At 32.0% G+C, this 26,292-nt stretch carries 23 protein-coding genes and 1 tRNA gene; 18 read left to right on the forward strand and 6 right to left on the reverse strand.

Features of this window, described 5'->3' with window-relative positions; genetic code table 11:
• The first annotated feature begins 125 nt into the window (after positions 1-125).
• Genes G5V56_RS07240 through G5V56_RS07255 form a run of 4 tightly spaced genes read left to right on the forward strand, consistent with a single transcriptional unit; the run spans position 126 to position 2,798 of the window.
• The gene (locus tag G5V56_RS07240) at positions 126-356 is read left to right on the forward strand and encodes a 4Fe-4S dicluster domain-containing protein (protein WP_166963359.1); all 231 of its coding nucleotides are present in this window, start codon (positions 126-128) and stop codon (positions 354-356) included.
• 15 nt (positions 357-371) lie between these two features.
• Positions 372-1,496 carry a 3-methyl-2-oxobutanoate dehydrogenase subunit VorB gene (locus G5V56_RS07245; RefSeq protein WP_166963361.1) on the forward strand — a complete coding sequence of 375 codons (1,125 nt, stop codon included), beginning with the start codon at positions 372-374 and terminating at the stop codon, positions 1,494-1,496.
• A 10-nt stretch (positions 1,497-1,506) separates the two neighbouring features.
• The gene (locus G5V56_RS07250; RefSeq protein ID WP_240911241.1) at positions 1,507-2,223 is read left to right on the forward strand and encodes a thiamine pyrophosphate-dependent enzyme; all 717 of its coding nucleotides are present in this window, start codon (positions 1,507-1,509) and stop codon (positions 2,221-2,223) included.
• Between the two features lie 5 nt (positions 2,224-2,228).
• Complete coding sequence (locus G5V56_RS07255) at positions 2,229-2,798, forward strand: 2-oxoacid:acceptor oxidoreductase family protein (protein ID WP_166963365.1); 570 nt, start codon at positions 2,229-2,231, stop codon at positions 2,796-2,798.
• Positions 2,799-2,886: 88 nt separating this feature from the next.
• Here the strand turns inward: G5V56_RS07255 and G5V56_RS07260 are convergent, their stop codons facing one another.
• The gene (locus G5V56_RS07260) at positions 2,887-3,978 is read right to left on the reverse strand and encodes a DUF2911 domain-containing protein (protein ID WP_166963367.1); all 1,092 of its coding nucleotides are present in this window, start codon (positions 3,976-3,978) and stop codon (positions 2,887-2,889) included.
• A gap of 184 nt (positions 3,979-4,162) precedes the next feature.
• Positions 4,163-4,975, reverse strand: a complete 813-nt coding sequence (locus G5V56_RS07265; protein WP_166963369.1) for a universal stress protein — start codon at positions 4,973-4,975, stop codon at positions 4,163-4,165.
• A gap of 147 nt (positions 4,976-5,122) precedes the next feature.
• Between G5V56_RS07265 and pheT the strand changes: the two genes are divergently transcribed.
• Entirely contained in the window at positions 5,123-7,549 is a 2,427-nt protein-coding gene (pheT, locus tag G5V56_RS07270; protein ID WP_166963371.1) for a phenylalanine--tRNA ligase subunit beta, read from the forward strand.
• Positions 7,550-7,619: 70 nt separating this feature from the next.
• Here pheT and G5V56_RS07275 read toward each other — a convergent pair.
• Positions 7,620-7,695 (reverse strand) — tRNA-His (locus tag G5V56_RS07275).
• Positions 7,696-7,868: 173 nt separating this feature from the next.
• A complete protein-coding gene (bshB1, locus tag G5V56_RS07280) occupies positions 7,869-8,591 on the reverse strand; it encodes a bacillithiol biosynthesis deacetylase BshB1 (protein ID WP_166963373.1) in 723 nt (240 codons plus the stop codon).
• A gap of 397 nt (positions 8,592-8,988) precedes the next feature.
• Between bshB1 and pckA the strand changes: the two genes are divergently transcribed.
• The 3 genes from pckA to G5V56_RS07295 all read left to right on the forward strand — a co-directional run bounded on the left by pckA (position 8,989) and on the right by G5V56_RS07295 (position 12,195).
• Positions 8,989-10,617 (forward strand): phosphoenolpyruvate carboxykinase (ATP), encoded by a 1,629-nt coding sequence (gene pckA, locus G5V56_RS07285; protein WP_166963375.1) that lies wholly within the window; start codon positions 8,989-8,991, stop codon positions 10,615-10,617.
• A gap of 262 nt (positions 10,618-10,879) precedes the next feature.
• Positions 10,880-11,482, forward strand: a complete 603-nt coding sequence (locus G5V56_RS07290; RefSeq protein ID WP_166963377.1) for a SatD family protein — start codon at positions 10,880-10,882, stop codon at positions 11,480-11,482.
• Complete coding sequence (locus tag G5V56_RS07295; protein ID WP_166963379.1) at positions 11,476-12,195, forward strand: DUF3307 domain-containing protein; 720 nt, start codon at positions 11,476-11,478, stop codon at positions 12,193-12,195. Before G5V56_RS07290 ends, G5V56_RS07295 begins: the two co-directional genes overlap by 7 nt.
• Positions 12,196-12,233: 38 nt before the next feature.
• Here the strand turns inward: G5V56_RS07295 and ccsA are convergent, their stop codons facing one another.
• Together ccsA and G5V56_RS07305 are read right to left on the reverse strand one after the other, a co-directional pair.
• Complete coding sequence (ccsA, locus tag G5V56_RS07300) at positions 12,234-15,425, reverse strand: cytochrome c biogenesis protein (RefSeq protein ID WP_166963381.1); 3,192 nt, start codon at positions 15,423-15,425, stop codon at positions 12,234-12,236.
• Positions 15,426-15,521: 96 nt separating this feature from the next.
• On the reverse strand, positions 15,522-15,914 hold the full coding sequence (locus G5V56_RS07305) for a group III truncated hemoglobin (protein WP_166963383.1): 393 nt from the start codon (positions 15,912-15,914) through the stop codon (positions 15,522-15,524).
• Between the two features lie 60 nt (positions 15,915-15,974).
• On the opposite strand from G5V56_RS07305, the gene G5V56_RS07310 reads away from it, so the two are divergent.
• The 10 genes from G5V56_RS07310 (at position 15,975) to G5V56_RS07355 (ending at position 26,262) form a co-directional block, all read left to right on the forward strand.
• Positions 15,975-16,742 carry a Rossmann-like and DUF2520 domain-containing protein gene (locus tag G5V56_RS07310; RefSeq protein ID WP_166963906.1) on the forward strand — a complete coding sequence of 256 codons (768 nt, stop codon included), beginning with the start codon at positions 15,975-15,977 and terminating at the stop codon, positions 16,740-16,742.
• Positions 16,723-17,253 carry a KdsC family phosphatase gene (locus tag G5V56_RS07315; RefSeq protein ID WP_166963385.1) on the forward strand — a complete coding sequence of 177 codons (531 nt, stop codon included), beginning with the start codon at positions 16,723-16,725 and terminating at the stop codon, positions 17,251-17,253. The genes G5V56_RS07310 and G5V56_RS07315 overlap by 20 nt, the downstream gene beginning before the upstream one ends.
• Before the next feature lie 8 nt (positions 17,254-17,261).
• The gene (locus G5V56_RS07320) at positions 17,262-17,585 is read left to right on the forward strand and encodes a hypothetical protein (RefSeq protein ID WP_166963387.1); all 324 of its coding nucleotides are present in this window, start codon (positions 17,262-17,264) and stop codon (positions 17,583-17,585) included.
• Between the two features lie 18 nt (positions 17,586-17,603).
• Positions 17,604-18,518 carry a geranylgeranylglycerol-phosphate geranylgeranyltransferase gene (locus tag G5V56_RS07325; RefSeq protein ID WP_166963389.1) on the forward strand — a complete coding sequence of 305 codons (915 nt, stop codon included), beginning with the start codon at positions 17,604-17,606 and terminating at the stop codon, positions 18,516-18,518.
• A gap of 1 nt (position 18,519) precedes the next feature.
• On the forward strand, positions 18,520-19,107 hold the full coding sequence (locus G5V56_RS07330; RefSeq protein WP_166963391.1) for a Maf-like protein: 588 nt from the start codon (positions 18,520-18,522) through the stop codon (positions 19,105-19,107).
• 149 nt (positions 19,108-19,256) lie between these two features.
• Positions 19,257-19,787 carry a mechanosensitive ion channel domain-containing protein gene (locus G5V56_RS07335; protein WP_166963393.1) on the forward strand — a complete coding sequence of 177 codons (531 nt, stop codon included), beginning with the start codon at positions 19,257-19,259 and terminating at the stop codon, positions 19,785-19,787.
• A gap of 33 nt (positions 19,788-19,820) precedes the next feature.
• On the forward strand, positions 19,821-20,888 hold the full coding sequence (corA, locus tag G5V56_RS07340; RefSeq protein ID WP_166963395.1) for a magnesium/cobalt transporter CorA: 1,068 nt from the start codon (positions 19,821-19,823) through the stop codon (positions 20,886-20,888).
• A 76-nt stretch (positions 20,889-20,964) separates the two neighbouring features.
• Complete coding sequence (locus tag G5V56_RS07345; protein ID WP_166963397.1) at positions 20,965-23,487, forward strand: PIG-L family deacetylase; 2,523 nt, start codon at positions 20,965-20,967, stop codon at positions 23,485-23,487.
• 116 nt (positions 23,488-23,603) lie between these two features.
• Complete coding sequence (locus tag G5V56_RS07350; RefSeq protein ID WP_166963399.1) at positions 23,604-25,298, forward strand: sodium:solute symporter; 1,695 nt, start codon at positions 23,604-23,606, stop codon at positions 25,296-25,298.
• Positions 25,276-26,262 (forward strand): Gfo/Idh/MocA family protein, encoded by a 987-nt coding sequence (locus G5V56_RS07355; RefSeq protein WP_166963401.1) that lies wholly within the window; start codon positions 25,276-25,278, stop codon positions 26,260-26,262. The genes G5V56_RS07350 and G5V56_RS07355 overlap by 23 nt, the downstream gene beginning before the upstream one ends.
• The last annotated feature ends 30 nt before the right edge of the window (positions 26,263-26,292 follow it).

Consider the following 26,292-nt stretch of genomic DNA (forward strand, 5'->3'; position numbering starts at 1 on the left):
TCCGTTTCAATTATTTTATTACACATTTCCAATACTTGACATTTATCATATTTTATTTATTAAATTATACATAATTTTATATATAATTTAATTACAAGGGGTTATTTATACATAAAATTATCAATATGGCAAAAGTTAAAGGCGCAATAGTAGTGAATACAGAAACTTGCAAAGGTTGTGAAGTCTGCATGCCTGTTTGTCCTGAAAAAGTTATTGGTATGTCATCAGAGGTTAACAGAAAAGGGTTTCATTTTGCTTATATGGAACATCCTGAAGACTGTACTGGCTGCACAAACTGTGGTTTAGTATGCCCTGATAGAGCAATAACCGTATATCGAGTTAAGACATCTGACTAATTTAAGAACATTTTTATGGCTGAATTAAAACTAATGAAAGGAAATGAAGCGTTGGCTGAAGCTGCTATTAGAGCTGGGGTTGATGCTTATTTTGGCTATCCTATAACACCTCAATCTGAAGTTATTGAATATTTAATGGCAGAACGTCCCGAAAAAAGAACGGGTATGGTTGTTTTACAAGCTGAAAGTGAAGTGGCAGCTATTAATATGGTATATGGTGCTGCTAGTACCGGGAAAAAAGTAATGACATCATCTTCAAGCCCTGGCATATCGCTTAAGCAAGAAGGTATTTCTTATATAGCTGGTGCAGAATTACCTGCAGTTATTGTAAATGTGGTAAGAGGCGGACCTGGATTAGGAACCATACAACCGTCACAGGCTGATTATTTTCAATCTGTAAAAGGCGGCGGTCATGGAGATTATAAATTGTATGTCCTTGCTCCTGCTTCAGTTCAGGAAATGTCTGATTTTGTAGCAGATGCCTTTGACATTGCTTTTAAATACAGAGCACCTGTACTTATCTTATCTGATGGTCTTATAGGGCAAATGATGGAGAAAGTTGTTCTTAGAGATCAAATAGAAAGAATCACTGATGAAGACCTTATAAAAAATCAAGGAAGTTGGGCTACTACAGGAAAAAAAGATAGACATAGAAATATTATAACATCCCTAGATCTTCAATCTGAAAAAATGGAAGCCAGAGTGCATAGACTTCAAAAGAAATATAAACAAATGGAACTTGAAGATTTGCGCTATGAAACCATACAATGTGACGACGCAGACTATTTAATTGTAGCTTATGGTTCAAGTGCTAGAATAAGTCAAAAAGCTGTTGAATTAGCTCGTAACAAAGGAATAAAACTAGGATTATTAAGACCTATTACACTTTTTCCGTTTCCTAAAAAACAATTATTTGACTTAGCCGACCAAGTTAAAGGTATTCTAAGTGTTGAATTGAATTCTGGTCAAATGGTAGAAGATGTAAAACTTGCTGTTGAACATAAAGTTCCTGTAGAGCATTTTGGACGAACAGGAGGCATTATTCACACACCAGAGGAAGTTTTGGAAGCTTTAGAACAAAAAATTATAAAACATGGAGATTTTAGACATCATAAAACCCGAGAATCAAGTATTCTGTAAAACTAAACTCATGACAGATACGACTTTGTCGTATTGTCCGGGTTGCGGTCATGGTACTGCACATAATTTAACCATGGAAGTTATTGATGAAATGGGTATTGTAGAAGATACTATTGGCGTTGCACCTGTTGGTTGTTCGGTATTGGCTTATGATTTTATGAATATTGATATGACACAAGCAGCACACGGTCGTGCACCAGCAGTTGCTACAGGAATTGCAAGAACATGGCCCGAAAAATATGTATTTACCTATCAGGGAGACGGAGACCTTGCTGCTATTGGTACTGCCGAAACAATACATGCCTGTAACAGAGGAGAAAATATCGTCATCATTTTTATTAACAATGGTATTTATGGAATGACAGGAGGACAAATGGCTCCAACTACTCTAGAAGGTATGCACACATCTACGTCTCCTTACGGGAGAGATATCGAAAATATGGGTAGCCCTTTAAAAATAACGGAATTAATAGCGAATCTTCCGGGTGTTTATTATGTGACAAGACAATCTGTTCATACCCATAAACACGTTAGAAAAGCTAAAAAAGCCATAAGAAATGCTTTTGAGAATACACGCTTAAAAAAAGGACTTTCATTTGTCGAAATTGTATCTAATTGTAATTCTGGTTGGAAAATGACTCCTAATGAATCTAATATTTGGATGGAAGAACATATGTTTCCTTACTTCCCGTTAGGTGATATTAAAGTAAATGGTAAATTAAAATAAGTATCATGTCTGAAGAAATAATTATAGCAGGGTTTGGTGGTCAAGGTGTTTTATCAATGGGTAAAATTTTAGCCTATTCGGGTATTATGCAAGATCAGGAAGTTAGTTGGATGCCTTCATACGGACCAGAAATGAGAGGTGGAACTGCAAATGTTACGGTTATCTTAAGTGATGAGAGAATAAGTTCTCCATATTTAAAAGTGTACGATACTGCCATCATTTTGAATCAACAATCTATGGATAAATTTGAAAGCACTGTTAAGCCAGGTGGTATTTTACTTTACGACACTAACGGAATTTCACATCATCCAACAAGAACAGATATTAAAATCTATCAGATTGAAGGCGCTAAATTAGCGGCAGAAATGGGCAATAAAAAAGTGTTTAATATGATTATTCTAGGTGCTTTCCTAAAGATAAAACCTATAGTGAAACTTGAAAATGTTTTAAGTGGATTAAAAAAATCGCTTTCTGAACGGTACCATCACCTTATTCCTTTAAATAAAGAAGCTATTACTATGGGAATGAATCATCTAAACGTTTTTAACGCAGAGCAACAAATTATACATAGTTAAATAATTTAAAATCTCGAAGAATAAAAAAAGCCTGACTTTCATCAGGCCAAAAACTTAATGGTTCGGTTTTTGATCGATTTGATTGTTATTATAATGCGTTCAATTCCCCTAAAAGCTTTTCTGAATTTGCTTTGACATTAGCGGGTGGATTTAACGATAATGCCTTTTTTAAATATTTAATTGCTTTCTGTTTATCTCCCATTATTTTATAAGCTTCACCCAAACTATCATATCCATTGGGGTCTTTTGGATTATTCTTTATGTTGGTTTTAAAACATTTTAAAGCACGCTCATAATCTTTTGCGTTTAGCATTTGATACCCTAACGTATTTAACTGATTTTTATTAGCCATTTCAGATGCTTCATCCATAAGCATAGCATATTCAAGAGATTTTCCTTGTTTATTCAATATCTGACCTTTAATAGCTAGATTATTAAATGTTTTCTGGCTAAAAAACTGCCCTTCAATAGCAGCATTAATCCAGCCCAAAGCCTCATTTAAATCGCCTCCATTATTTAATGCATAATTGGCAGCTTGCTCCCAATTTTGTCTAAGAAAACCGGTTTGTCCTTTCAACTCTTCTCTAATACTGTTTAAAACTATATTACTAACAGGCACTTCAATGGTAAAAGGAATTTCCTTTTTATCCCAAATTAACGACACACTTGCTGATGTTGGCGTTACCGTATTAAACTCATAAGTCAACAATTCTTTGTGAGGTACATCGTTTGTTACAACATCGGCCCGTAAAACGTCATTGTTTTTATCATAAAAAAAACTTCCCCACGCATTAGCATCTTTTGACAAAATAATGGTCGCCTTATTATCTGGTTTTACTTCTACAAAAAAACCATACGTTCCTCCTTGAATGGGCTTTCCTTCAACCATAACATTATCGGTAAATGTTATGGTTGTATTTTCATCTGCTCCAGCTCGCCAAGGTGCAGCTTTAGCAGTACCAAAACCTAAGTTATTCATACCGTAAGGCACTAGTTTACCCCAAATTTCTCTACCATTAACAATGGGTCTTGAATAATTAATTGTAATGTCGGTAATTCCAACTCGTTGTGATACGCTTGCTCTTTGACTTCCTCTTGGCGTATTTAATTGTGCAAATGTGTTTAAGCTTAATACACAAAATGCTAATGTAATAAAGTTTGTAATACTGTTTAGTTTCATTTTTTGATTGATTTATTATTTAACTCTAACAATTTAGCTACTAATAAGTTATATTCTTGTTAGTGTTTTGTTAAAGCCATTGTTAAAAAGTGTTAATTAACACTTTTACAATTAGTATAAAAATTTAAAAATGAATGAAATACTGAACAAACTATTTACTGTATGATACTATTTTAACTAAAAACTAAGCGTGAATCGATAATAAAGGTATGTCCATTCCAGAAATCATGACTCTAGTTTTGCTTTTATGAACTAAGGACGACCAAAAACCATATTTATAAGGCACCATAATGAGCAAATCTGCATGGATTCTTTTCATTTCGTCTTTAATTTCTTGGATAACGGCATCAGAATGAACTTCTTTATACATATACTCTATATCTTTGAAACCCTCATTAATACCACCTAATTCATTTTTGTCTTGCTCTATTTTATTCAGATTATTACTCACATGAAAAACTTCTAGCTCAGCATGAAATTTTAAAACGGCTTCTTTCACTTTTTCCAAAACATCAACTGCCACACCTTTTTCAATATCGCAAGCAAACAATACTTTTTTTATTCCTGTAAATTTAGCTTTCAAAGGAATGGCTAAAATTGGTACTTCAATTTTATGAATGGCCTCTGTGGTTGTGCTCCCCAACAAATCCTGCTCTAAAGACTTATCATCCATTCCCATTACAACCAAATCCGCTTGGTGACGGTCAATAGACAATTGTAATTCCTGATAAAAATCACCCATAGCCCAATCGGCTTCGATAGCTATACCATGTTTTAGAGAAAGGGTTTTAATTCTGTTTTCTACATTTTTATGATTTTGTTCTATTGAACTTTGAATTACCGAAAAAGAAAGTCTAGCGTTTTCTGCATGAATTGAGATTTTATGAAGATGAAAAATAATTAATTTAGCACTTGTTTCCTTTGCTAAGTTTATAACATATTTTGTAGCATTTTCTGCTTCATTTGAAAAATCGGAGGCAATAATAATGGTTTTCATTTTATGAAAATTATATGAAAATTAAACTGTAAATGATTAGTATTAAAGTTAAAGCTTACAAACGGATATTTATTCAATAAAAAATAATTTAACATTTCTATTACTGTTTTGTATTGTTATCTTTGCAACCTTATTTAATAATAGAAAATGAAGATTTCATACAATTGGTTAAAGCAGTTTATAAAGATAGACTGGACACCAGAAAAAACAGGAGAGTTACTTACAGACTTAGGACTTGAAGTTGAAGGCATTGAAACTTATCAATCTGTAAAAGGAGGTTTAGAAGGCATCGTAATTGGTAAAGTTTTAACATGCGTAAAACACCCAAATGCCGATAAATTAAAATTAACAACTGTTGATATTGGTGGTGAAACACCTTTACAAATTGTGTGTGGAGCTCCTAACGTTGCTGCGGGGCAAAAAGTTCCTGTTGCCACCATTGGAACAACTTTATATACTGCCGAAGGAGAGTCTTGGACTATAAAAAAAGGCAAAATACGAGGCGAAGAAAGTCATGGAATGATATGTGCAGAAGACGAACTTGGTTTGGGACAATCACATGATGGCATTATGGTTTTAGATGAAACTATTGCCGTTGGAACTTTAGCTTCCGAAGTTTTTGAAATTGAAAACGATCATGTTTTTGAGATTGGACTAACACCAAACAGAGCTGATGCCATGAGTCATTTAGGTGCAGCAAGAGACTTAAAAGCAGGCTTGTTGCAAAAGGATATTTCTTTAGAACTGATTACACCTTCTCTTAGTGCTTTTCATGTAGATAATAGACTATTAAAAATAGATGTTGATGTAAAAAACAAAGAATTAGCACCTCGTTATTGCGGTGTTACCATATCCGGACTTAGAGTTGGTGAGTCTCCTAAATGGTTGCAACATCGTTTAAAAGCCATAGGCTTAACACCCATAAATAATATAGTAGATGCTACCAATTATGTATTGCATGATTTAGGACAACCGCTTCATGCTTTTGATGCTGTAAAAATAACAGGACATAAAATTGAAGTTAAAACTGTAAAAGCAGGTACTAAATTTATCACCCTTGATGGTGTGGAACGAACATTATCTGAAGAAGACTTAATGATCTGTGACGCCGAAAAGCCTATGTGTATTGCGGGTATTTTTGGTGGCATTAATTCTGGTGTTTCTGAGTCAACAACAAGTATTTTCTTAGAAAGTGCTTATTTCAATCCAGTAAGTATTAGAAAATCTGCAAAACGCCATGGATTAAATACAGATGCTTCTTTTAGATTTGAACGTGGTATTGATCCTAATATGACAGAACTTGCTTTAAAACGCGCTGCATTATTAATTCAAGAAATTGCTGGTGGAGAAGTTACATCTGATATTGTAGATTTTTATCCTAATAAAATTGAAGATTTTCAAGTACGCTTAAGTTTTGATAATGCCAAAAAATTGATTGGTGAAGAAATTCCTAAAGACATTATAAAAAGCATTTTAACCTCTTTAGAGATTAAAGTTAATAACGTTACTGAAACAGGACTAGGCTTAACGGTTCCTGCGTACAGAAATGATGTTCAAAGAGAAGCTGATATAATTGAAGAAATTCTGAGGGTTTATGGTTACAATAACATCAAGACTACCGAAAAATTAAATGCTTCTATTTCTAGTTCTACAAGATTTGAAGATCATAAAATTCAAAATATTGTTGGAAATCAATTAGCCTCTCAAGGGTTTTATGAAATGTTAGCTAATTCTTTAACAACGCCAAGCTATATAAGCTTGAGTGAAGAATTAAAGGAAGAACACAATATCACAATCTTGAATCCTCTAAGTAATGATTTGTCCGTTTTAAGACAATCTTTATTATTTTCTGGATTGGAATCCGTATCCTACAACCTCAATAGAAAACAACTTGATTTAAAATTGTTTGAATTTGGTAAAACTTATCATGATTTTAATGGTAAACATATAGAAAACAAACATTTAACCTTATTTTCTACAGGAAATCAAAATAGTGATAGCTGGTTATCTTCAAATAAAAAAAGTGAATTCTTTTATTTAAAAGGTACTATTTTTTCAATTTTAGAGCGTGTAGGCATTTCAAGATTTCAAGAATCTCCTATAACTAGTGATTTATTTAGTGAAGGATTAGAATTAAGTTTAGGTAAAATGAAATTGGTTAGCTTTGGATTGGTTAAAAAATCTATTCTAAAGCATTTTGATATTTCTCAAGAAATCGTTTTTGCAGATTTTAATTGGGATACCGTTTTAGATATAGTAAAACGAAATAAAATCTTATTTAAAGCAATTCCTAAATATCCTGAAGTACGTCGTGATTTTGCTTTGCTATTAGATGACAACATAAGTTTTAAAGACATTTATAGTATTGCCAATAAAACAGAAAAGCAATTACTTAAAAACGTAAGTCTTTTTGATGTGTACCAAGGTAAAAATTTACCACAAGGAAAAAAGAGTTATGCTGTTAGTTTCACGCTTCAAGACGAACACAAAACTTTAACAGATAAGCAAATAGACAAAATAATGAATACGCTTCAAAGTAATTTTGAAAAAGAACTTGGTGCCGAACTACGATAAGTCCAAAAAAATCATTTTAACAACAAATACAAAAAAAGCCTTTCAAGAAATTGAAAGGCTTTGCTTTTTTGGGTGGAAGACCGGGTTCGAACCGGCGACCCTTGGTACCACAAACCAATGCTCTAACCAGCTGAGCTACAACCACCATGTAGCGCATTTTTCAATGCGTGTGCAAATGTAACTGATTTCATTTTTTCTACAAAGATTTTTATTAAAATTTTAAAGTTAATTTTAATTATAATCTGTCTAAAATATATCAGTTCAAACTGTGGCTTATTAAAATAAAACTTAAACCGCTAAAACATAGCAAATAGCAATTCTATTTTAAGTGAAACAGACTATCTACGGCAATATATCTGTCTACAGTATATCCTTCTCCATAATCAGTACCAATGAGTCTTCCCATATCAATCGCTCTATTTTTGATATTATCTGTAAAGTTTTTAGTTGCTATCGGGGTAATAGGCTCTTTACTGTCTTTATCATAAAATTGTGTTTTGTAAGCCATCACTGAAGCCATTTTTTTATCCATAAATCCAGAAACGTCAACCACGACATCTGGTTCTAAATTCTTCCATTGTATATAATGGTAAATCTGTTTTGGTCTCCAAGGCTCTTGCCATTTGTCATCATCTTCTAATTTGGTATCAATTTTTAATAAGCCGCTTAAAAAGCAAGCATCGCATACTAATTGACTTCCTTTTGCATGATCAATATGCCTATCGTCTATCGCATTACAAATAACAATTTCTGGTTTAAACTTACGAATCATTTTAATAAGCTCTAATTGATGCGTTTTATCATTTACAAAAAAACCATCTGCAAATTCCATATTAACTCTTACACTAACTCCTAATATTTCGGCTGCATTATTGGCTTCTTCAAATCTAGTTTCGGCCGTTCCACGGGTACCTAATTCGCCTCGCGTTAAATCTATAATACCTACCTGACTACCGTTTGCTATTTCTTTTGCTAAAGTGGCTGCACAACCCAACTCTACATCATCTGGATGCGCACCAATAGCAAGAATATCTAATTTCATTTTTTATTTTGTTTTATATTATTTATAATAGAGCAATAATTTATTATAAAGTTGGTTAAATTAAAGTACTATTTATAATGCAAACTTGATAATTTTTGCGCTTTAAAATTCAATTTTTATGATTTTTCACATCAAAAAACTTATCATGAAACAGAAAATCATATAAAAAAAGGTTTGATTGTTAAAAACTCCATATTACTCTCACGTTTTCGTTCAAGTTTTTTTAATTTAAAAGATGTGAAAAATGATAATTATTGAAAAATGAATGCCAAGCGAAAAGTATGATATTTATCATAAATATTAATGGATTGTGATAGTAATTTTACCATGTAAATAAAAAAGAAACCAAAAACAGAAGCCTATAAAGGCACAAATTAATTTTTAAAACTTAAACAAAATGAAAGAATCAACAACCTTATTAAATACAGACTTAGAAAAGTATGGTTTAAAAGATGTTAAAGCTCATTGGAATTTATCACCTGAAGAACTTCAAAAAATCACGGTAGAAAAAGGAATGGGAGAAGAAACATCTAACGGAACTCTTGCTGTAAACACAGGAAAATTTACAGGTAGATCTCCTCAAGATCGCTTTATTGTAAAAGATGATTACACAGCAGATAGAGTTTGGTGGGGTAAAGTGAATAAACCAGTTTCTCCTGAAAACTTTGATAGATTACAAGTTGAAGTTGAAAACTATTTATCTGGTAAAGAATTATACGTAAGAGATGGTTCTGTTTGTGCAGATCCTAAGTACAAAATGAATGTTAGAACTATTGCTGAACTACCTTGGTCAAGTATGTTTGTCTTTAATATGTTCTTACGTCCTTCTACTAAAGAATTAGAAAATTTTCAAGAAGATTGGTTAGTACTTTGTGCTCCTAATTATGAATGTCCAGATCCACAAGGTTACGGAATCAGACAAGGAAATTTCTCTATCTTAAATTTCACAAAAAAAATAGCTTTAGTTGGTGGTTCTGCTTATACAGGTGAAATTAAAAAAGGTATTTTCTCTGCTTTAAACATGATTTTACCAACAGATAAAAATGTATTACCAATGCACTGTTCTGCAAATGTTGGAGAAGAAGGTGATACTGCTATTTTCTTTGGTCTTTCTGGAACTGGAAAAACTACTTTATCTGCTGATCCAAACAGAAAATTAATTGGTGATGATGAACACGGTTGGACTGCTGAAAACAACATCTTTAACTTTGAAGGTGGTTGTTATGCAAAAGTTATTGATTTAACTGAAGAAAAAGAACCAGATATTTTTAGAGCTATCAAACCAGGTGCTCTTTTAGAGAATGTTGTAATAAAAGAGAATGGTGAGGTAGATTATATGGATGGATCAATTACACAAAATACTCGTGTAAGCTATCCTATTTATCATATTGACAATATACAAGAGCCTTCATATGCAGAAAATCCTAAAAACATTTTCTTCTTAACTTGTGATGCCTTTGGTGTATTACCTCCAGTATCAAAATTAACTCCTGGTCAAGCAGCTTACCACTTTATTTCTGGTTATACTGCTAAAGTTGCTGGTACTGAAGCAGGAATTACAGAACCTGTTCCTTCCTTCTCAGCTTGTTTTGGCGCTCCTTTTATGCCATTACACCCAACTGTTTATGCTGAAATGTTAAGTAAAAAAATGACTGAAGCTGGTGTAAATGTATGGTTAATAAACACTGGATGGTCTGGTGGTCCTCACGGAGTTGGTTCTCGTATCAAGCTTAAATATACAAGAGCGATGATTACAGAAATTCTTAAAGGAAGTTTAGAAAACGTTGAGTTTGATCAACACCCAATTTTCGGATTGTTTATGCCTAAATATTGTCCTAATGTACCAATTGAAATGTTAGATCCAATGAATACTTGGTTACAAAAAGGCGGATACATTAGCAAAGCTATTCAATTAGCACATTCATTCCACTTAAACTTTGAGAAATTTGCTAATGAAGCATCTCAACAAATTATTGAAGGTGGACCACTAATTGATGAACACCACCACTTAGACGTTCACATGTAATTAATCTTTAATTATAATAGCAAAAAGGAGTTCAAATTTTGAACTCCTTTTTTTGTTTTCAATTTAAAACTTTAAATCATGGAAATAAAGACAACTAGAATACGTTTTCCTTAAGTACGCTATTTAAGCATACATATAATCTTTAAAGCTAATATTTTTATTTATAATCTTTTAAGCTAATATTTGTTATTATTAGTCATTTAACTAATAATATTTGTTTTTAAATAAAAAAGAAATATATTTGATAAACAAGATTCTTAAAATGACAAGCATTATAACAGGAGATATTATCAATTCAAAAGAAAGTAATCCTAAAAATTGGCTGAATGCTTTAAAAGGTGTTTTAAACAATTGTGGAAATGAGCCTAAGCAATGGGAGATTTATAGAGGCGATAGTTTTCAATTAGAGATAAAACCAGAAAATGCTTTAGAAACTGGCATTTTAATCAAAGCTACCATAAAACAATTTAAAAATACAGATGTTAGAATAGCAATTGGTATTGGTGACAAAATATATACTTCTGAAAAAATAACAGAAGCCAACGGAACTGCTTTTGTTAATTCTGGTGAGTGTTTTGAACAATTAAAAAAGAACACATTAGCCATAAAATCTCCATTTACAGCCTTTGATATTCAAATAAATATCATGTTAGAATTAGCTCAATTAACCATGAATAATTGGACAGCTACAACAGCTAAACTCGTAAAAGCTGCTCTTGAAAACCCTGATTTAAACCAAAAAGAGCTTGCTAAGCATTTTAATAAAACACAAGGAAATATTAGTCAAGGGCTTAAACGTAGTGGCTTTGACGAAATTTTAAAAATGATACACTACTATAATTCTCAAATAAAAACGGTATGCTAACTTTATTTATAAAGCTTATACTAGCCCACTTTTTAGGTGACTTTCTTTTTCAGTCAGAAAAATGGGTAATCCATAAAGAAAAGCATAAACACAAATCTAAATTTTTATATTGGCATATTCTAGTGCATTTGGGAGCTCTCCTCTTGGTATTACAAGCAAATATCAATTATTGGTTAGGTATTCTTATTATTGTGATTTCTCATTACAGTATTGACCTCATTAAACTTCATCTTCTTAATTCTAAATTAAATACAAGATTGCTTTTTACGCTAGACCAACTAGCTCATCTCGCCATTATAGCCATTGTGGTTAATATGTATGAACCCTACAGTTTTAAAATAGAAACAATATATAATTCACAGTTTTTATTATTTATAACTAACATATTGGGAGTAACCGTAGTGTCGTCAATTATAATGAAAACCATTATATCAAAATGGTATCTTGAAGATAACACTAATAAGGATTCCTTAAAAGATGCTGGTGCTTATATAGGAATGCTGGAGCGTTTATTTATATTTGCGTTTATCGCTCTTCATTATTGGGAAGGAATAGGATTTTTACTAGCAGCCAAATCTGTTTTTAGGTTTGGTGATTTATCTAAATCTAAAGACCGAAAATTAACAGAATATATCCTTATTGGAACACTTATTAGCTTTGGTTTGGCTTTTTTATTTGGTATAGAATACATGTATCTATTAAAACTTGTTTAACCTATACATGTATTCTTTATTTATTTAATAATTACAACCTATTTTTTATAAAATTTAGAAAATTTTCGATGTGAAAAATAACCTACTAAAGCAAGAAAACCAACAGCTATAGCAATAAACCTTACACTTACTATTTGATCTCCGCTTGCGTAAGAATGTAAACCGGCTAAGTAAAAGTTAACTCCAAAATAAGTCATCATAATACTTGCAAACGCAGCTATTGACATAAGATTAAAGAACCAACGTCCACGAAGTCCTGGAACTAAGCGCATATGGATTACAAAAGCATATATCATGATGCTAATTAGCGCCCAGGTTTCTTTAGGATCCCAACCCCAGTATCGTCCCCAACTTTCATTAGCCCACATACCACCTAAAAAGTTACCAATAGTAAGCATAACCAATCCGATTGTTAAAGACATTTCATTAATGATTGTAATTTCATTAATATTACGTAACATCTTCTCTTTATTATCTTTATTGGTAAAAATCATTAAAAACAAGGATACGAAACCTAAAATCATTCCTAAAGTAAAAGGTCCATAACTCGCCACAATAACAGCCACATGAATTTTAAGCCAATAACTATTTAAAACAGGTTGTAAATTAGCTATAGCCGGATCCATCCAGTTCCAATGTGCAACCATTAATATTATGGACGTTACAAAAGCCGTTGCTGCTATGGTAAGATCACTTTTTCTACCAAATAATAATCCGAAAAGCATTGTTGCCCAAGCTACATAAATCATAGATTCATAAGCATCACTCCACGGCGCATGGCCAGAAATGTACCAACGCATTATGAGTCCGAGAGTATGCAAAACAAACAGTGCGACGATGGTATACTTAAATACATCAACTACTATTTTAACTGGTTTGCTTTTGCTTTTAAAAATTTGAACAATAAGAAAAACAAACATTAAAGTACCGGCATACATATACCAACTGAATAACCTTTTAAAAATATCGTATTTATTATAAAGAACTTCAGTTTTTACTTTATTATCGCTTATCATTACCTGTGAACCATACTGATGTTGCGTTTTTTTGAAGGCCTCTAAAAGTTTATCGGCTTCAGCAAAATTACCAGATTTTTTAGCTTCATTTAACGTATATAAATAAGCTCTAAAACCATTATTTACAAAGTTTGCATAGAGAGAGTCTTGTATTTTATATTTTCCTGTTTTATAGTCCGCAGGTGCAATCCATTTATTGTTTGAATCATTAGGAACTGGAAATATTTTTAGAGATTTCCCTTCAATCGTATTAAACAATAAATTAACACGCTGATCTGCTTCTTTAAATTCTTTTTGAAAGGCATTAGGTACTTGCGCCTTATAAGCCTCATCAAGATACGGGGCTAATTTATATTGGCCTTCATCTGTTAGGAAATCTGATAGTGACGCATATGTTACCTCTTTCCCAATACCGATAAGTTTTCTAATAGAGTCGTCCTTTTTTGCTTTTAAATAAATAATCGGCACATTATACCAAAGCATAGGACTTTCTTGTATGGATAAAAATATTTGATTCGCATCAAACGATTCATATTCATCATTTTTACTTAGCTTTCTAAGCATTTCAGAAGCATAGGTATTAACCGGCATCATACGACCGCTAAGATCTTGAATGACCAAATATCCAAATTTATCGGCATGCTCTTTAGGAGTAATATTAGCTGTTAACACAGAATCTATCTGTGCTTTTGTAGGGGCAAAATGCATGTGCCCATCATCATCTGAATGACCTTGTGAAAACGCATTCATACCAAACGCAATCAATAAAACAGCTAAGAGTTTTGATTTTTTTGATTTTATATTGTTCAATTGCTTTTCCAATAATTTGAAGCGCGTTCCTTTACTAAACATAATAGCCATCAATCCGAAAAACAACATAAAATAACCAATATAGGTTACCCAAGTTCCCCAAAAATCATGGTTTACAGAAAGAACAGTCCCTTTTTCGTCTCCGTCAAAACTGGATTGAAAAAATCGATATCCATGAAGTTCTAATATATGATTCATATAAATTTTATAATCAAAATTTCCGCCTTCTTTATCTAAAACGGTTACTTTACTTGAATAAGAAGAATATCCTCGAGTCGTTCCTGGATAGCGTTCAGCCTCAAAATCGTTAAGTTTAATTGAAAATGGTAACTCTAGTGTTTTCGAACCGTAGCGAAGGTGAATATCTAACCCACCAATTTTAACGGTTTTAAAAGGATTACTCATTCCGGGTCCGCCGAGTACAGCAACTGTTTTAGTTTCTCCTTTCGTTGCTATTTTAAGCATAACCCCGTCTTCATCTTTTGTGTTTAGCATTTTAGATTTTTGCACAACTCCGATCTTTCCTTTAATAACAGGTTTTGGAAATACCATTTGCATCCCTCCTATAACGTATCTTGAACGCAATTTTAAAGGCTGTAAACTATCTTTAACTAAGACGCCTTTTGCCATAGTAGCCATAGTCATATACTGACCATCAAATGGTGAATTTATAAAAAGGCCATCATCATCGCTATATTTAAAATTAATAGCCCCATCTGTAGGGGAATTGAGCGTGAATAACACATTATGAATAAGCATCATTTGACCATCTTTCAGATAATGATTTTCAGCTCCTCCTGCTCCTGCTTCAACAATTTTTAAATAATTATCACCATTTTCATCTGGAACAATATCTTCTTCAGCTCCTTGAACAAAATTTTCTAAATCAATTTTTACAGGTTGTTGATTGTATTTAGTATCTATAGAAAAGGTATTGTTTAAACGAGGCGAAAAATCTACTTCTTTTTCAATTGGTAGTCGCTGCGGAACTCCGTCTATTTTATAATCGCCATCAATATAAGCTGTTATATATGTTTTTTTTGATAAAAATGTATTTTCGGTAGCTCCCTCTCTAATGTGCATCATTCCTTCAAAACTTGCGTATCGAGTAATAAAAGCACCTATAATTATAAAAATAAATGCTAAATGAAGCGTTAGAGTTGCCCATTTTTCTTTTTTGTACAATCGATATCTAAAAATATTACCAGAAAAATTTATAATGAAAAAGACAAAAATAGCTTCAAACCACCAAGCATTATAAATTAATGTTCTTGTGTAAGGTGTTGGTGAAGTACTTTGTCCTGCATCTAAAATAGTCCCTGTTGCCATAGCAGCAGCAAAAACAATAAATAAAATGGCAGTAAGACGTGTTGAAAAAAGAATCTTGGTGAGTTTATTTAACATGATATGTTGTTTGTAAATGGAGTAGCAAAATTAAAGCATTTTGTTCAGTAAGAAATGATAAGAATCATAAAAATCTTCTTAAAATTTCAACTTTAACTAATTATTTTTTCTTGCTTCAAAAATTTTTAAGTATAAAAAAGTGCCCATTTTTCTCGCACGATATTTGGCGTTTTCTGCATAATCGCCTTTAAAGTGCTCGTCAATAGTTTGAAACCAAAGATTTAGCCACAAACCAAAATGTAATTCTGTTATAGAATTATTACATTCCTTATCTACTTGCACATGAGCCTCTAACGGATTGCCTGAATATTTTGTTTTTAAAAACAATGTAGACTGCCAAAAATTTGTAAGCCTTTCAATATGGTCATCCCAATCCTTAATGATTTTATTAAAAAAAGATCCTAAAACAGTATCGCTTCTTACTTTTTCGTAAAATGAAGAAACCAATAAAAAAATATCTTCCCTATTTCTTATATCGTTTTTATTCATAGTAAACAAAGATACATGAATAGGCTTTTATATAACGCATTACTTACTTATTTTAGCACTATGATTTCTGTAGTAATTCTTGGAGGTGGCAACGTTGCCGTACATTTATTTAAAGCCTTTAATAAGGCAGAAAATGTTGTTGTAAATCAATGGTTTAATAGAGATTTAAAAGCTATTGATTTTTATAAAAACATGGTTGAAGTTACAGATGATTTATCATCTCTTAAAGACGCCGATGTTTATTTAATTGCTATTAGCGACGATGCAGTTGCTAAATTTTCATCAAAACTTCCTGTAGAGAATAAATTGGTTGTTCATACGTCTGGTAGTGTTGGATTGGCTGACTTAGATAAAAAACATCATCGTGGTGTATTTTATCCGTTGCAAACCTTTAGCAAAGATACTGAGATAAACTTCTCAAAAATTCCAATTTGTATTGAAACTACAGATAAAAACGATCTAAAAACCCTGCAACATTTAGCAGAAGCAATAGGCAGCAAGAGTTACAGAGTAAATAGCGAGCAGAGAAGTTCTTTACATTTGGCAGCTGTATTTGTAAATAATTTTACTAATCAATTATACAGGATAGCGCATGAGATAACAGAATCGACCGGGACAGAATTTGATATTTTAAAACCGCTTATCCTTGAAACAGCAAACAAAGTTCAAAACTTATCTCCCTATATGGCCCAAACAGGCCCAGCCAAGCGCAATGATAAAAAAACCATAAAAAAGCACTTAAAAAAATTGGAGAATTCTCCTCATAAAGACATTTACAAACTATTAACAGATTCTATACAACAAACGCATGGACGAAAAAAACTATAAAGAATATTTACAACATATCTCTACTTTTATTTTTGATGTAGACGGTGTTTTAACTGATGGCACAGTACAAGTAACAGATACTGGCGGACTTTTAAGAAGAATGAGTGTTAAAGACGGTTATGCCCTTAAAACGGCTATCGATATGGGTTTTAACATATGTATTATTACTGGCGGAACTAATGAAGGTGTAAAAATGCGTTTAGAAGGCTTAGGAATAAAAGATATTTTTTTAGGAGCACATCATAAAATTGACCAACTAAATGAATACTTAACGACACACCATATTAAATCTGAAAATGTGCTTTATATGGGTGACGATTTACCAGATTTCCCAGTAATGCAACTCGTAGGATTACCATGCTGCCCACAAGATGCTGTGCCTGAAATAAAAAACATATCTAAATACGTATCTCATAAAAATGGAGGTTATGGTGCTGTTAGAGATGTTGTAGAACAAGTGTTGAAAGTACAAGGAAAATGGCATAAAAATTTTGATGCTAAGTATGATTAAATTGTTTAATGACAAGACATAGTAGAAGACATAGCACTGGTTTTGGATATATTGGTTTTGGTAATAATCAAAATATTTTTAATCAGCATTCAAAAAAACCATTTTCAGAACTTAAAGAACGACTTGACCAAGAAACACATTTAAACCATCAACTTAACTTTGTACACCATAAACTTAGTAAAGGTGAAAAAGAAGACATAAAAAACAAAATAAGAAAAGCTGAAAAAGTAAAGGCCATAAAGATTTTTGTCGTGACATTTATCCTAACCATTTTACTTGCTATTGCCATTTATTTTTATTTGTTCATACCTCTATTTAAAGCTTTTAAATAATAAACCAATCATACTACAATGCAAAGCATTATAAACCTCATCCGTTGGAAAAATCTTCTTATGATTGCTTTAGCTCAATACCTAATTAAATATGCCTTATTACAACCTTTTGCCGTAAACATGTCGTTGTCTCATTTTGAGTTTTCACTATTAGCTTTAGCTACCATATGCATTGCAGCTGCTGGTAACATTATTAATGATATTTATGATATAGAAACTGATTTTATCAATAAACCAAAACAAATAATTATTGGTAAAACCATTACAGAAAAAACGGCATACAATCTATTTATTGTGTTTAATGTTATAGGCGTTGGTATTGGTTTTTTTGTGTCTAATTCAATTGGAAAGAGTGAGTTGTTTTCAATATTTGTTATTATTTCTATTCTACTGTATTTGTATGCTAGCTTTTTAAAACAAACCTTCTTAATTGGAAATATTATTGTTTCAGCCTTAGTTGCTTTTAGTATTATCATTGTTGGAATATTTGAATTAATTCCTGCTATGACCTCTCAAAACCAAGCTATTCAACTGACGTTTTTCAAAATTATTTTGGACTACGCTTTGTTTGCTTTTATGTTAAATTTTCTTAGGGAAATAGCAAAAGACATTGAAGATGTTGATGGTGATTTTAAAACAGGAATGCATACGCTCCCCATTGTTATTGGTAGAGAGCGTGCCTCAAAAGTTCTTTTTTGGTTATCGTTAATCCCGTTATTAATAATCATTTATTACATTAACACCTCTTTGTATAAACAACCCATTGCTGTTGGTTATTTTTTAATATTTTTAGTTGGTCCACTTATCTACACAAGTATTAAACTATTTTCCGCAAAAACAAAAAAGGCTTTTCATAGCATAAGTAATCTGCTTAAATTAGTTATGCTTTTTGGTATGTTATCCTTATTGTTATACCCAATTATAACACATTAAAATGCTTAACGAAAAACTCAAAGATTATCATATTATTCTAGCTTCGGGATCTCCAAGACGACACTTGTTTTTTAAAGATTTAGGTATTGATTTCGAAATTCGTTTAAAACCTGTAAAAGAAGAATACCCAAAAAGATTACGGCATTTTGAAATCAGTGATTATCTATCTCAATTAAAATCACTGCCCTTTAAAGATGAACTAGCAGAACGTGATATTCTTATTACTAGTGATACTATTGTTTGGCATAACAATGAGGCTTTGGGAAAACCAAAAAACAATAAAGAGGCGTTTCAAATGTTACAATCATTAAGTAACACAACTCATGAGGTTATTACATCCGTTTGTTTTACAACCAAAACAACTCAAAAAACAATTAATAATATTACTCAAGTAACTTTTAAAAAGCTTGCAATTGAAGAAATTAGTTATTACATAGATACTTATAAACCTTTTGATAAAGCTGGTGCATACGGTATTCAAGAATGGATTGGTCAAATTGGTGTCACAAAAATTGAAGGATCTTTTTTTAATGTTGTAGGGTTACCAGTCCATATAGTTTATCAAGTTCTTAACAACTTAGTAGATTAACATTTTATAAATATATCACTTCCTTGAGTTAGTGTATCTTTGAAATAAATTTAAAAAACCCATAAAACGAGCATGCTAAAAAAGCTAATTACCAAAAAATGATAGTAATACAAGAAGTATGTGACCGTTAAAAACAATAAAATAAATACATGAAAACAGCATTCGATTTGTACTCTTTAGAAATTATTAAAACAATAATTCTCTTTCTATTTTTTATCATTCTAAATTTTATTTTAAAAAAGATTATAAAAGGAATTGGTAAACGTAGTAGTATTAATATTGCAAGAGTAAATCTTATTACCAGATATGTTACTGTTACGCTTCTATTAATTGTTTTACTTATTGAAGCCATTATATTAGGAGTTGAACCCAATCAAATTACACTTGTTTTTTCTTCTGTTTTTGCAGTTGTTGGAATTGGCTTATTTGCTATCTGGTCTATTTTAAGCAATATCACATCTGGTGTTATTATGTTTTTTTCATTCCCGTATAAAGTAGGAGACAAAATCATGATTCACGATAAAGATTTTCCATTAGAAGCCATTATAGAAGATATAGGTGCCTTTCAACTTCATTTACGATTAGATGATGGTAATTTAGTAACATACCCTAACAATCTCATGTTACAAAAAGCGGTAACGCTCGTTAAAAAGGATGCCATTGAAGAAGACTATGATTAAATCCTTATATTTATAATTATTAACCTCTTATCTATGCCCAAAAATAGAACGTCTAAATACAGAAAAAAATTAGGATTAAGTCCGGGTTCTATTATTTACACAGGTGATAAAGAAACGCAAGAGCTTTTTATAGACTCTTTTGATTACAATTCAGAATTTCTAGATGAAAAAACGCACGCTAACATTGAAGATGTTTTTCACTATAAAACAACCAAATCAGTTACCTGGATTAATATTAATGGTCTTAATCATGTTGATGCTATAGAAAAAATAGGAACTCACTATAATTTACATCCACTTACCCTTGAAGATATTGTAAATACCTCGCACAGACCAAAAATAGACGACTATGACAATTATGTATTTGTTGTTTTAAAAATGCTCTATCACAATGCCAACGATGAAATTATTAATGAACAAGTTTGTTTTATTCTTGGTGAAAATTATGTGTTAAGTTTTCAAGAAGCCGAAGGTGATGTATTTGAAACCGTAAGAGAACGCATTAGGTATGCCAAAGGACGTATTAGAACATTAGGATCAGATTATTTGTTGTATGCACTTATAGATGCGGTAACCGATCATTATTTTATGGTTATTGAAACCATGAGTAACAAAATTGAAGATTTAGAAGACAATCTATTTAACGGTTTTTCACAAGAAGAGATAAGTATTCAAATTCAAGATTTAAAACGTGAAATTTTAAAAGTTCGTCGGGCTATCTTCCCATTAAGAGAAATTATTAGCAAGATTGAAAAGAATGAGAATAATTTTATCAAAGATAAAACCATCCATTATTTTAGAGATGTTTATGATCATGTCATCCAAATTTCTGAAAATATTGAAATTTATCGCGATATGATTTGGGGTCTTATGGACATGTATATGACTACTTTAAGTAATAAAATGAATGAAGTCATGAAAGTGCTTACTGTTATTTCTACCATATTTATCCCATTAACTTTTCTTGCAGGAATTTATGGGATGAATTTTGCTAACATGCCAGAATTACACTATCAATATTCTTATTTTATTTTGTGGGGAGTCATGATTGTTTTATTCTTGGGAATGCTTTATTATTTTAAAAAGAAAAAATGGTTTTAATTTCGTTAAAGAAACATTAAAAACACTTACTTGGCTGGTATCTTTTTTATATTTGGTTAATTCCAAATATAAAATAATGAGAAAACCAGTACTCTATCTACTATTACTCCTTTTTATTCCTTTAATAAACCAAGCTCAGCAACCAGATAAACCAAATTCTTCAGAGATTTTTGAGTCTATTCAAAAACTAAATTTCTTAGGATCTGTGATGTATATTGCAGCACATCCAGATGATGAAAACACAAAACTTATCTCCTATTTTTCAAATAAAGTAAAAGCAAGAACTGCTTATTTAGCTTTAACTCGTGGAGATGGTGGTCAAAATTTAATTGGTCCTGAAATTAGAGAACTTTTAGGTGTTATTAGAACGCAAGAATTGTTAGCTGCCAGACGAGTAGATGGTGGTCAACAGTTTTTTACAAGAGCCAATGATTTTGGGTATTCAAAAGACCCAGAAGAAACATTAGGTATTTGGAATAAAGACAAGGTATTGAGCGATGTGGTTTTAGCCATTAGAAAATTTAAGCCAGACGTCATTATCAATCGATTTGATCATAGAACTCCTGGTACAACGCATGGGCATCACACTAGTTCTGCTATGTTAAGTTTTCAAGCCTTTGATTTGGCAAACAATCCAGATGCGTATCCAGACCAACTTAAACAAACAAGTTTATGGCAACCACAACGCGAATTTTTTAACACATCGTGGTGGTTTTATGGAAGTCAAGAAAAATTTGACAAGGCAGATAAAACAAATATGTTAAGCATAGATACTGGTGTTTATTATCCTTCAAAAGGGTTAAGCAATTCAGAAATAGCGGCTTTAAGTAGAAGTAATCACAAATCGCAAGGGTTTGGCACTACTGGTAGTCGCGGTAAAGAGCTTGAATATCTTGAATTATTAAAAGGTGATTTACCAAATGATAAGTCCAATGTTTTTGATGGTATTGATACCTCTTGGAATCGTGTAAAAGGAGGAAAACCTATCGGAGATATCTTGACTAATGTTGAAAAAAATTATGACTTCACCAATCCATCTGCATCCATTCCGCAATTAGTAAAAGCTTATAAACTCATTCAAAATTTAGAAGATGAGCATTGGAAAACTATCAAATCGGAAGAAATAAAAAATATTATTGCTGATTGTGCAGGATTGTATTTAGAAGCGGCTGCAAACACAAACCATGCAACGCCCAATTCAGAAATCCCCTTAACTATTGAAGCCATAAACAGAAGTAACACTCAAATAGTCTTAGAAAGTATTAAAATAAACAAAGAGAATATTAATGAACATGTGGAACTAAGCAATAACCAAGATCATTTCATTAAAGACACCTTAAAAATTTCTAAAAATCAACAACCTACAGCACCTTATTGGTTGATGCAAAAAGGTACGTTAGGAATGTACAAGGTTAATAATCCTGAATTAATTGGCCTTCCTGAAACTCCTCCTGCTGCTATTGTTGACTTTAATATGTTGGTTGATGGAGAACCTATAACCATATCAAAACCTGTTATTTATAAAACCAACGATCCTGTAAAAGGTGAAACTTACAAACCCTTTGTAGTTATTCCTGAAGTCTCTGCAAAATTTGCTGAAAATGTTATTGTTTTTGAAGATGATGCCCAAAAGCAAATTCCTGTTATTGTAAAGGCTGGTAAAGACAATGTAGAAGGCTATGTATCTATTTCACACCCAAAAGATTGGAATGTCTATCCTGAGAAGCAAGCTATTTCAATAGGTCATAAAGGTGAAGATCAAACCATTGTTTTTACTGTTATTCCACCAAAAAATCAAAGCGAAGGCTTCATAACCCCAATGGTTCATATTGGTGATAATATCTACACAAAAAAGCTAATAGAAATCGATTATGAACACATTCCGTTTCAAACCGTATTGCTTCCAAGCGAAAGCAAAGTTGTAAGGCTTAACATTAAAAAGAAAGGAAATAATATTGCGTATATTGAAGGTGCTGGTGATGTTGTTCCAGAAAGTTTAAAACAAATTGGTTATAATGTGGTTACTATAGCTCCTAAGGATATTAATGCAGAAACCTTAAATAGATTTGATGCTGTTGTCGTGGGCATACGAGCTTATAACACCGTTGAAGATTTAAAATATAAGCAACAAATACTATTTGATTTTGTAAAACAAGGAGGTAATATGATTGTACAATACAATACAAATTCCAGATTGAAAGTAGATGAATTAGCTCCTTATAATTTACAATTATCCAGAGATAGAGTCACCGATGAAAATGCAGAAGTGACTATTTTAAATCCAGACAACCCCATCCTTAACTATCCAAACAAGATTACAACAGAAGATTTTGAAGGATGGACACAAGAGCGCGGTTTGTATTTTCCTGACGAATGGTCTGATAAATTCACGCCTATTTTATCTATGCACGATAAAGGTGAAACTCCTAAAGATGGAAGCTTGTTGGTTGCTAAATACGGAAAAGGCTATTATATTTATACAGGATTAAGCTTTTTTAGAGAGTTTCCAGAAGGCGTTCCTGGTGCCTATCGCCTATTTGCCAATATGCTCTCAATTGGAAAAGATACTATTAAAAATAACGCTAAATTAAAGAACTAAAAATGACTAACAATACAACAGATAAAAAACCGTGGAAACGTCTTTATACCATCGTTTTAATAGCTAATGTATTGTATTTTATAATATTCTATATATTAATGAAACTCTTCTAATATATGGAATCACTAGATTGGATTGTACTATTAGGCACCTTACTTACCATTGTTGGCTATGGCTCTTGGAAAACCAGAGGTAGTAAAAATGTACATGATTTTATTCAAGGTGGTAATGAGGCTAAATGGTGGACCATAGGGCTTTCTGTCATGGCAACACAAGCAAGTGCTATTACGTTTCTATCAACACCAGGACAGGCATTTAATGATGGTATGGGCTTTGTACAATTTTATTTTGGTGTTCCCATCGCCATGATCATTATTTGTATGGTATTTATCCCTTTATATCATCGTTTAAAAGTCTACACCGCTTATGAGTTTTTAGAAAACAGGTTTGATCTTAAAACAAGAAGCTTAACCGCTATGCTGTTTTTAATACAACGGGGTTTAGCCGCTGGAATTACTATTTATGCACCAGCTATTATCTTATCGGCCGTATTAGGATGGAATTTAAATATCCTCAATATCATCATTGGTGTGTTAGTCATTATTTATACAGTTTCTGGAGGAACAAAAGCTGTAAGCATGACACAAAAACATCAAATGGCTGTTATTTTTACTGGGATGTTTATCGCCTTTTTTTTAATCATCAGTTATTTACCTGAAAATATCACGTTTACCAAAGCTCTGGATATAGCAGGCGCTAGTGGTAAAATGGATATTTTAGATTTTTCATTTAATTTAGAGAACAGATATACGGTTTGGAGCGGACTTATTGGTGGAACGTTTTTAGCGCTTTCTTATTTTGGAACAGACCAAAGTCAAGTACAGCGATACCTTTCAGGGAAATCGGTTAAAGAAATGCAAATGGGATTAATTTTTAATGGCTTGCTCAAAGTCCCAATGCAATTCTTTATTTTATTGGTTGGTGTTATGGTGTTTGTGTTTTATGAATTTAATGAATCGCCTATTAACTTTAATCCTGCTGCCGAAAAAACTATTTTAAATTCTGATTATGCGCAAGATTATAAAGCTCTAGAAAATGAGCAAAATATTATATTCAATAATAAACAAGAGTTAATTAATTCATATATAGAAACAAAGGATGAAAACTATGTCAAGGATATAGCTCTTGCCAATAAAGCTGATAAAGAAAATAGAGATGCTGCCAAAGTTCTAATTCAAAAAGCGGCTTCAGATAAAGTAATAAGTGTTGAAACCAATGATAAGGATTATGTATTTATTCATTTCATATTAAATAATCTGCCTCGAGGTTTAATAGGTTTATTATTGGCCGTTATTTTAAGTGCTGCTATGTCGAGTACGGCGAGTGAATTAAATGCTCTTGCCTCCACCACTACCATGGATTTATATAAGCGCTCCATAGTTAAAAACAAGGATGAAAATCACTATTTAAATGCTACAAAGTGGTTTACCTTAGCTTGGGGTATTTTAGCCATTATAATCGCTTCCATAGCCTATCTAGCTGATAATTTAATACAATTAGTCAATATTATTGGGTCTATTTTCTATGGAAATGTCTTAGGTATTTTCTTACTAGCATTTTTCTTTAAATTTGTAAAAGCGAATGCTGTTTTTATAGCGGCTTTAATTACTCAGGCAATCATAATTGTTGGTTGGTGGTATGACTGGATGCCTTATTTATGGCTTAACCTTTTTGGATGCTTCTTGGTAATTAGTTTTGCATCTTTAATCCAAATAATGAAAAAATCAAATGAAAAAATCACTTCAAAATAGAAAGGTTCGTTGGGGAATTATTGGTTTAGGAAACATTGCCCATAAATTTGCAACAGACTTACTGACCATTGATGATTCTGAGCTTTATGCCGTAGCATCCAGGGCTCAAGAAAAAGCAACTGATTTTGCATCAAAATACAATGCTACAAAAGCCTATAGCAGCTATGAGGATTTAGCATCAGATCCTCTTGTAGATGCTGTTTATATTGCAACACCTCATGCTTTTCATAAAGAAAATACCATTTTATGTTTAGAAAAAGGAATCTCTGTTTTATGTGAAAAACCTTTTGCCATGAATGCAGATGAAGTCAATGAAATGATTGCCTGCGCTAAAGCAAACAACACACTCCTTATGGAAGCACTTTGGACTTATTTTCTTCCGCATTATCAATATGTATTGGAAACCTTGAAAAACAAAACATATGGCAACATTTTAAAATTAGAAGCTGATTTTGGTTTTTTTCGTGAATTTAATAACGACAGCAGACTATTTAGGAAATCGCTTGGTGGCGGAAGTCTATTAGATATAGGTATCTACCCTATTTTTTCAGCGTTGTCAACATTAGGAGTCGCTCAAAAAAAGGAAGCACATGCCACTTTTTTTGATAATAAAACGGACTCATCTTGTGATATGACTTTCTATTACGACAATGACGTTACAGCAACTCTAAAAAGTTCACTTTTGGAAGACTTACCTACCGAAGCTATTTTCTATTGCGAACAAGCCACTATTAAAGTGAACAGACAATTTCATTGTCCAACTACAGTTTCAATACTTATTGATGGCGAAGAAAATATAAAAGATTTTGGTTATACAACTATTGGTTACAATTTTGAAACGATTCATTTTAATAAATTACTTCGAGACGGCAAAACTGAAAGTGATATCATGTCTTTTGAATTTAGCGAACAACTTATCAAAACACTTGACGACGTTAGAGAACTTATCAAGCTAAAATATTAAAAGTATGGTTTTTATTACTTTTAGTTAATT

This window comes from Yeosuana marina (assembly GCF_011762485.1).
Lineage (GTDB): Bacteria > Bacteroidota > Bacteroidia > Flavobacteriales > Flavobacteriaceae > Yeosuana > Yeosuana marina.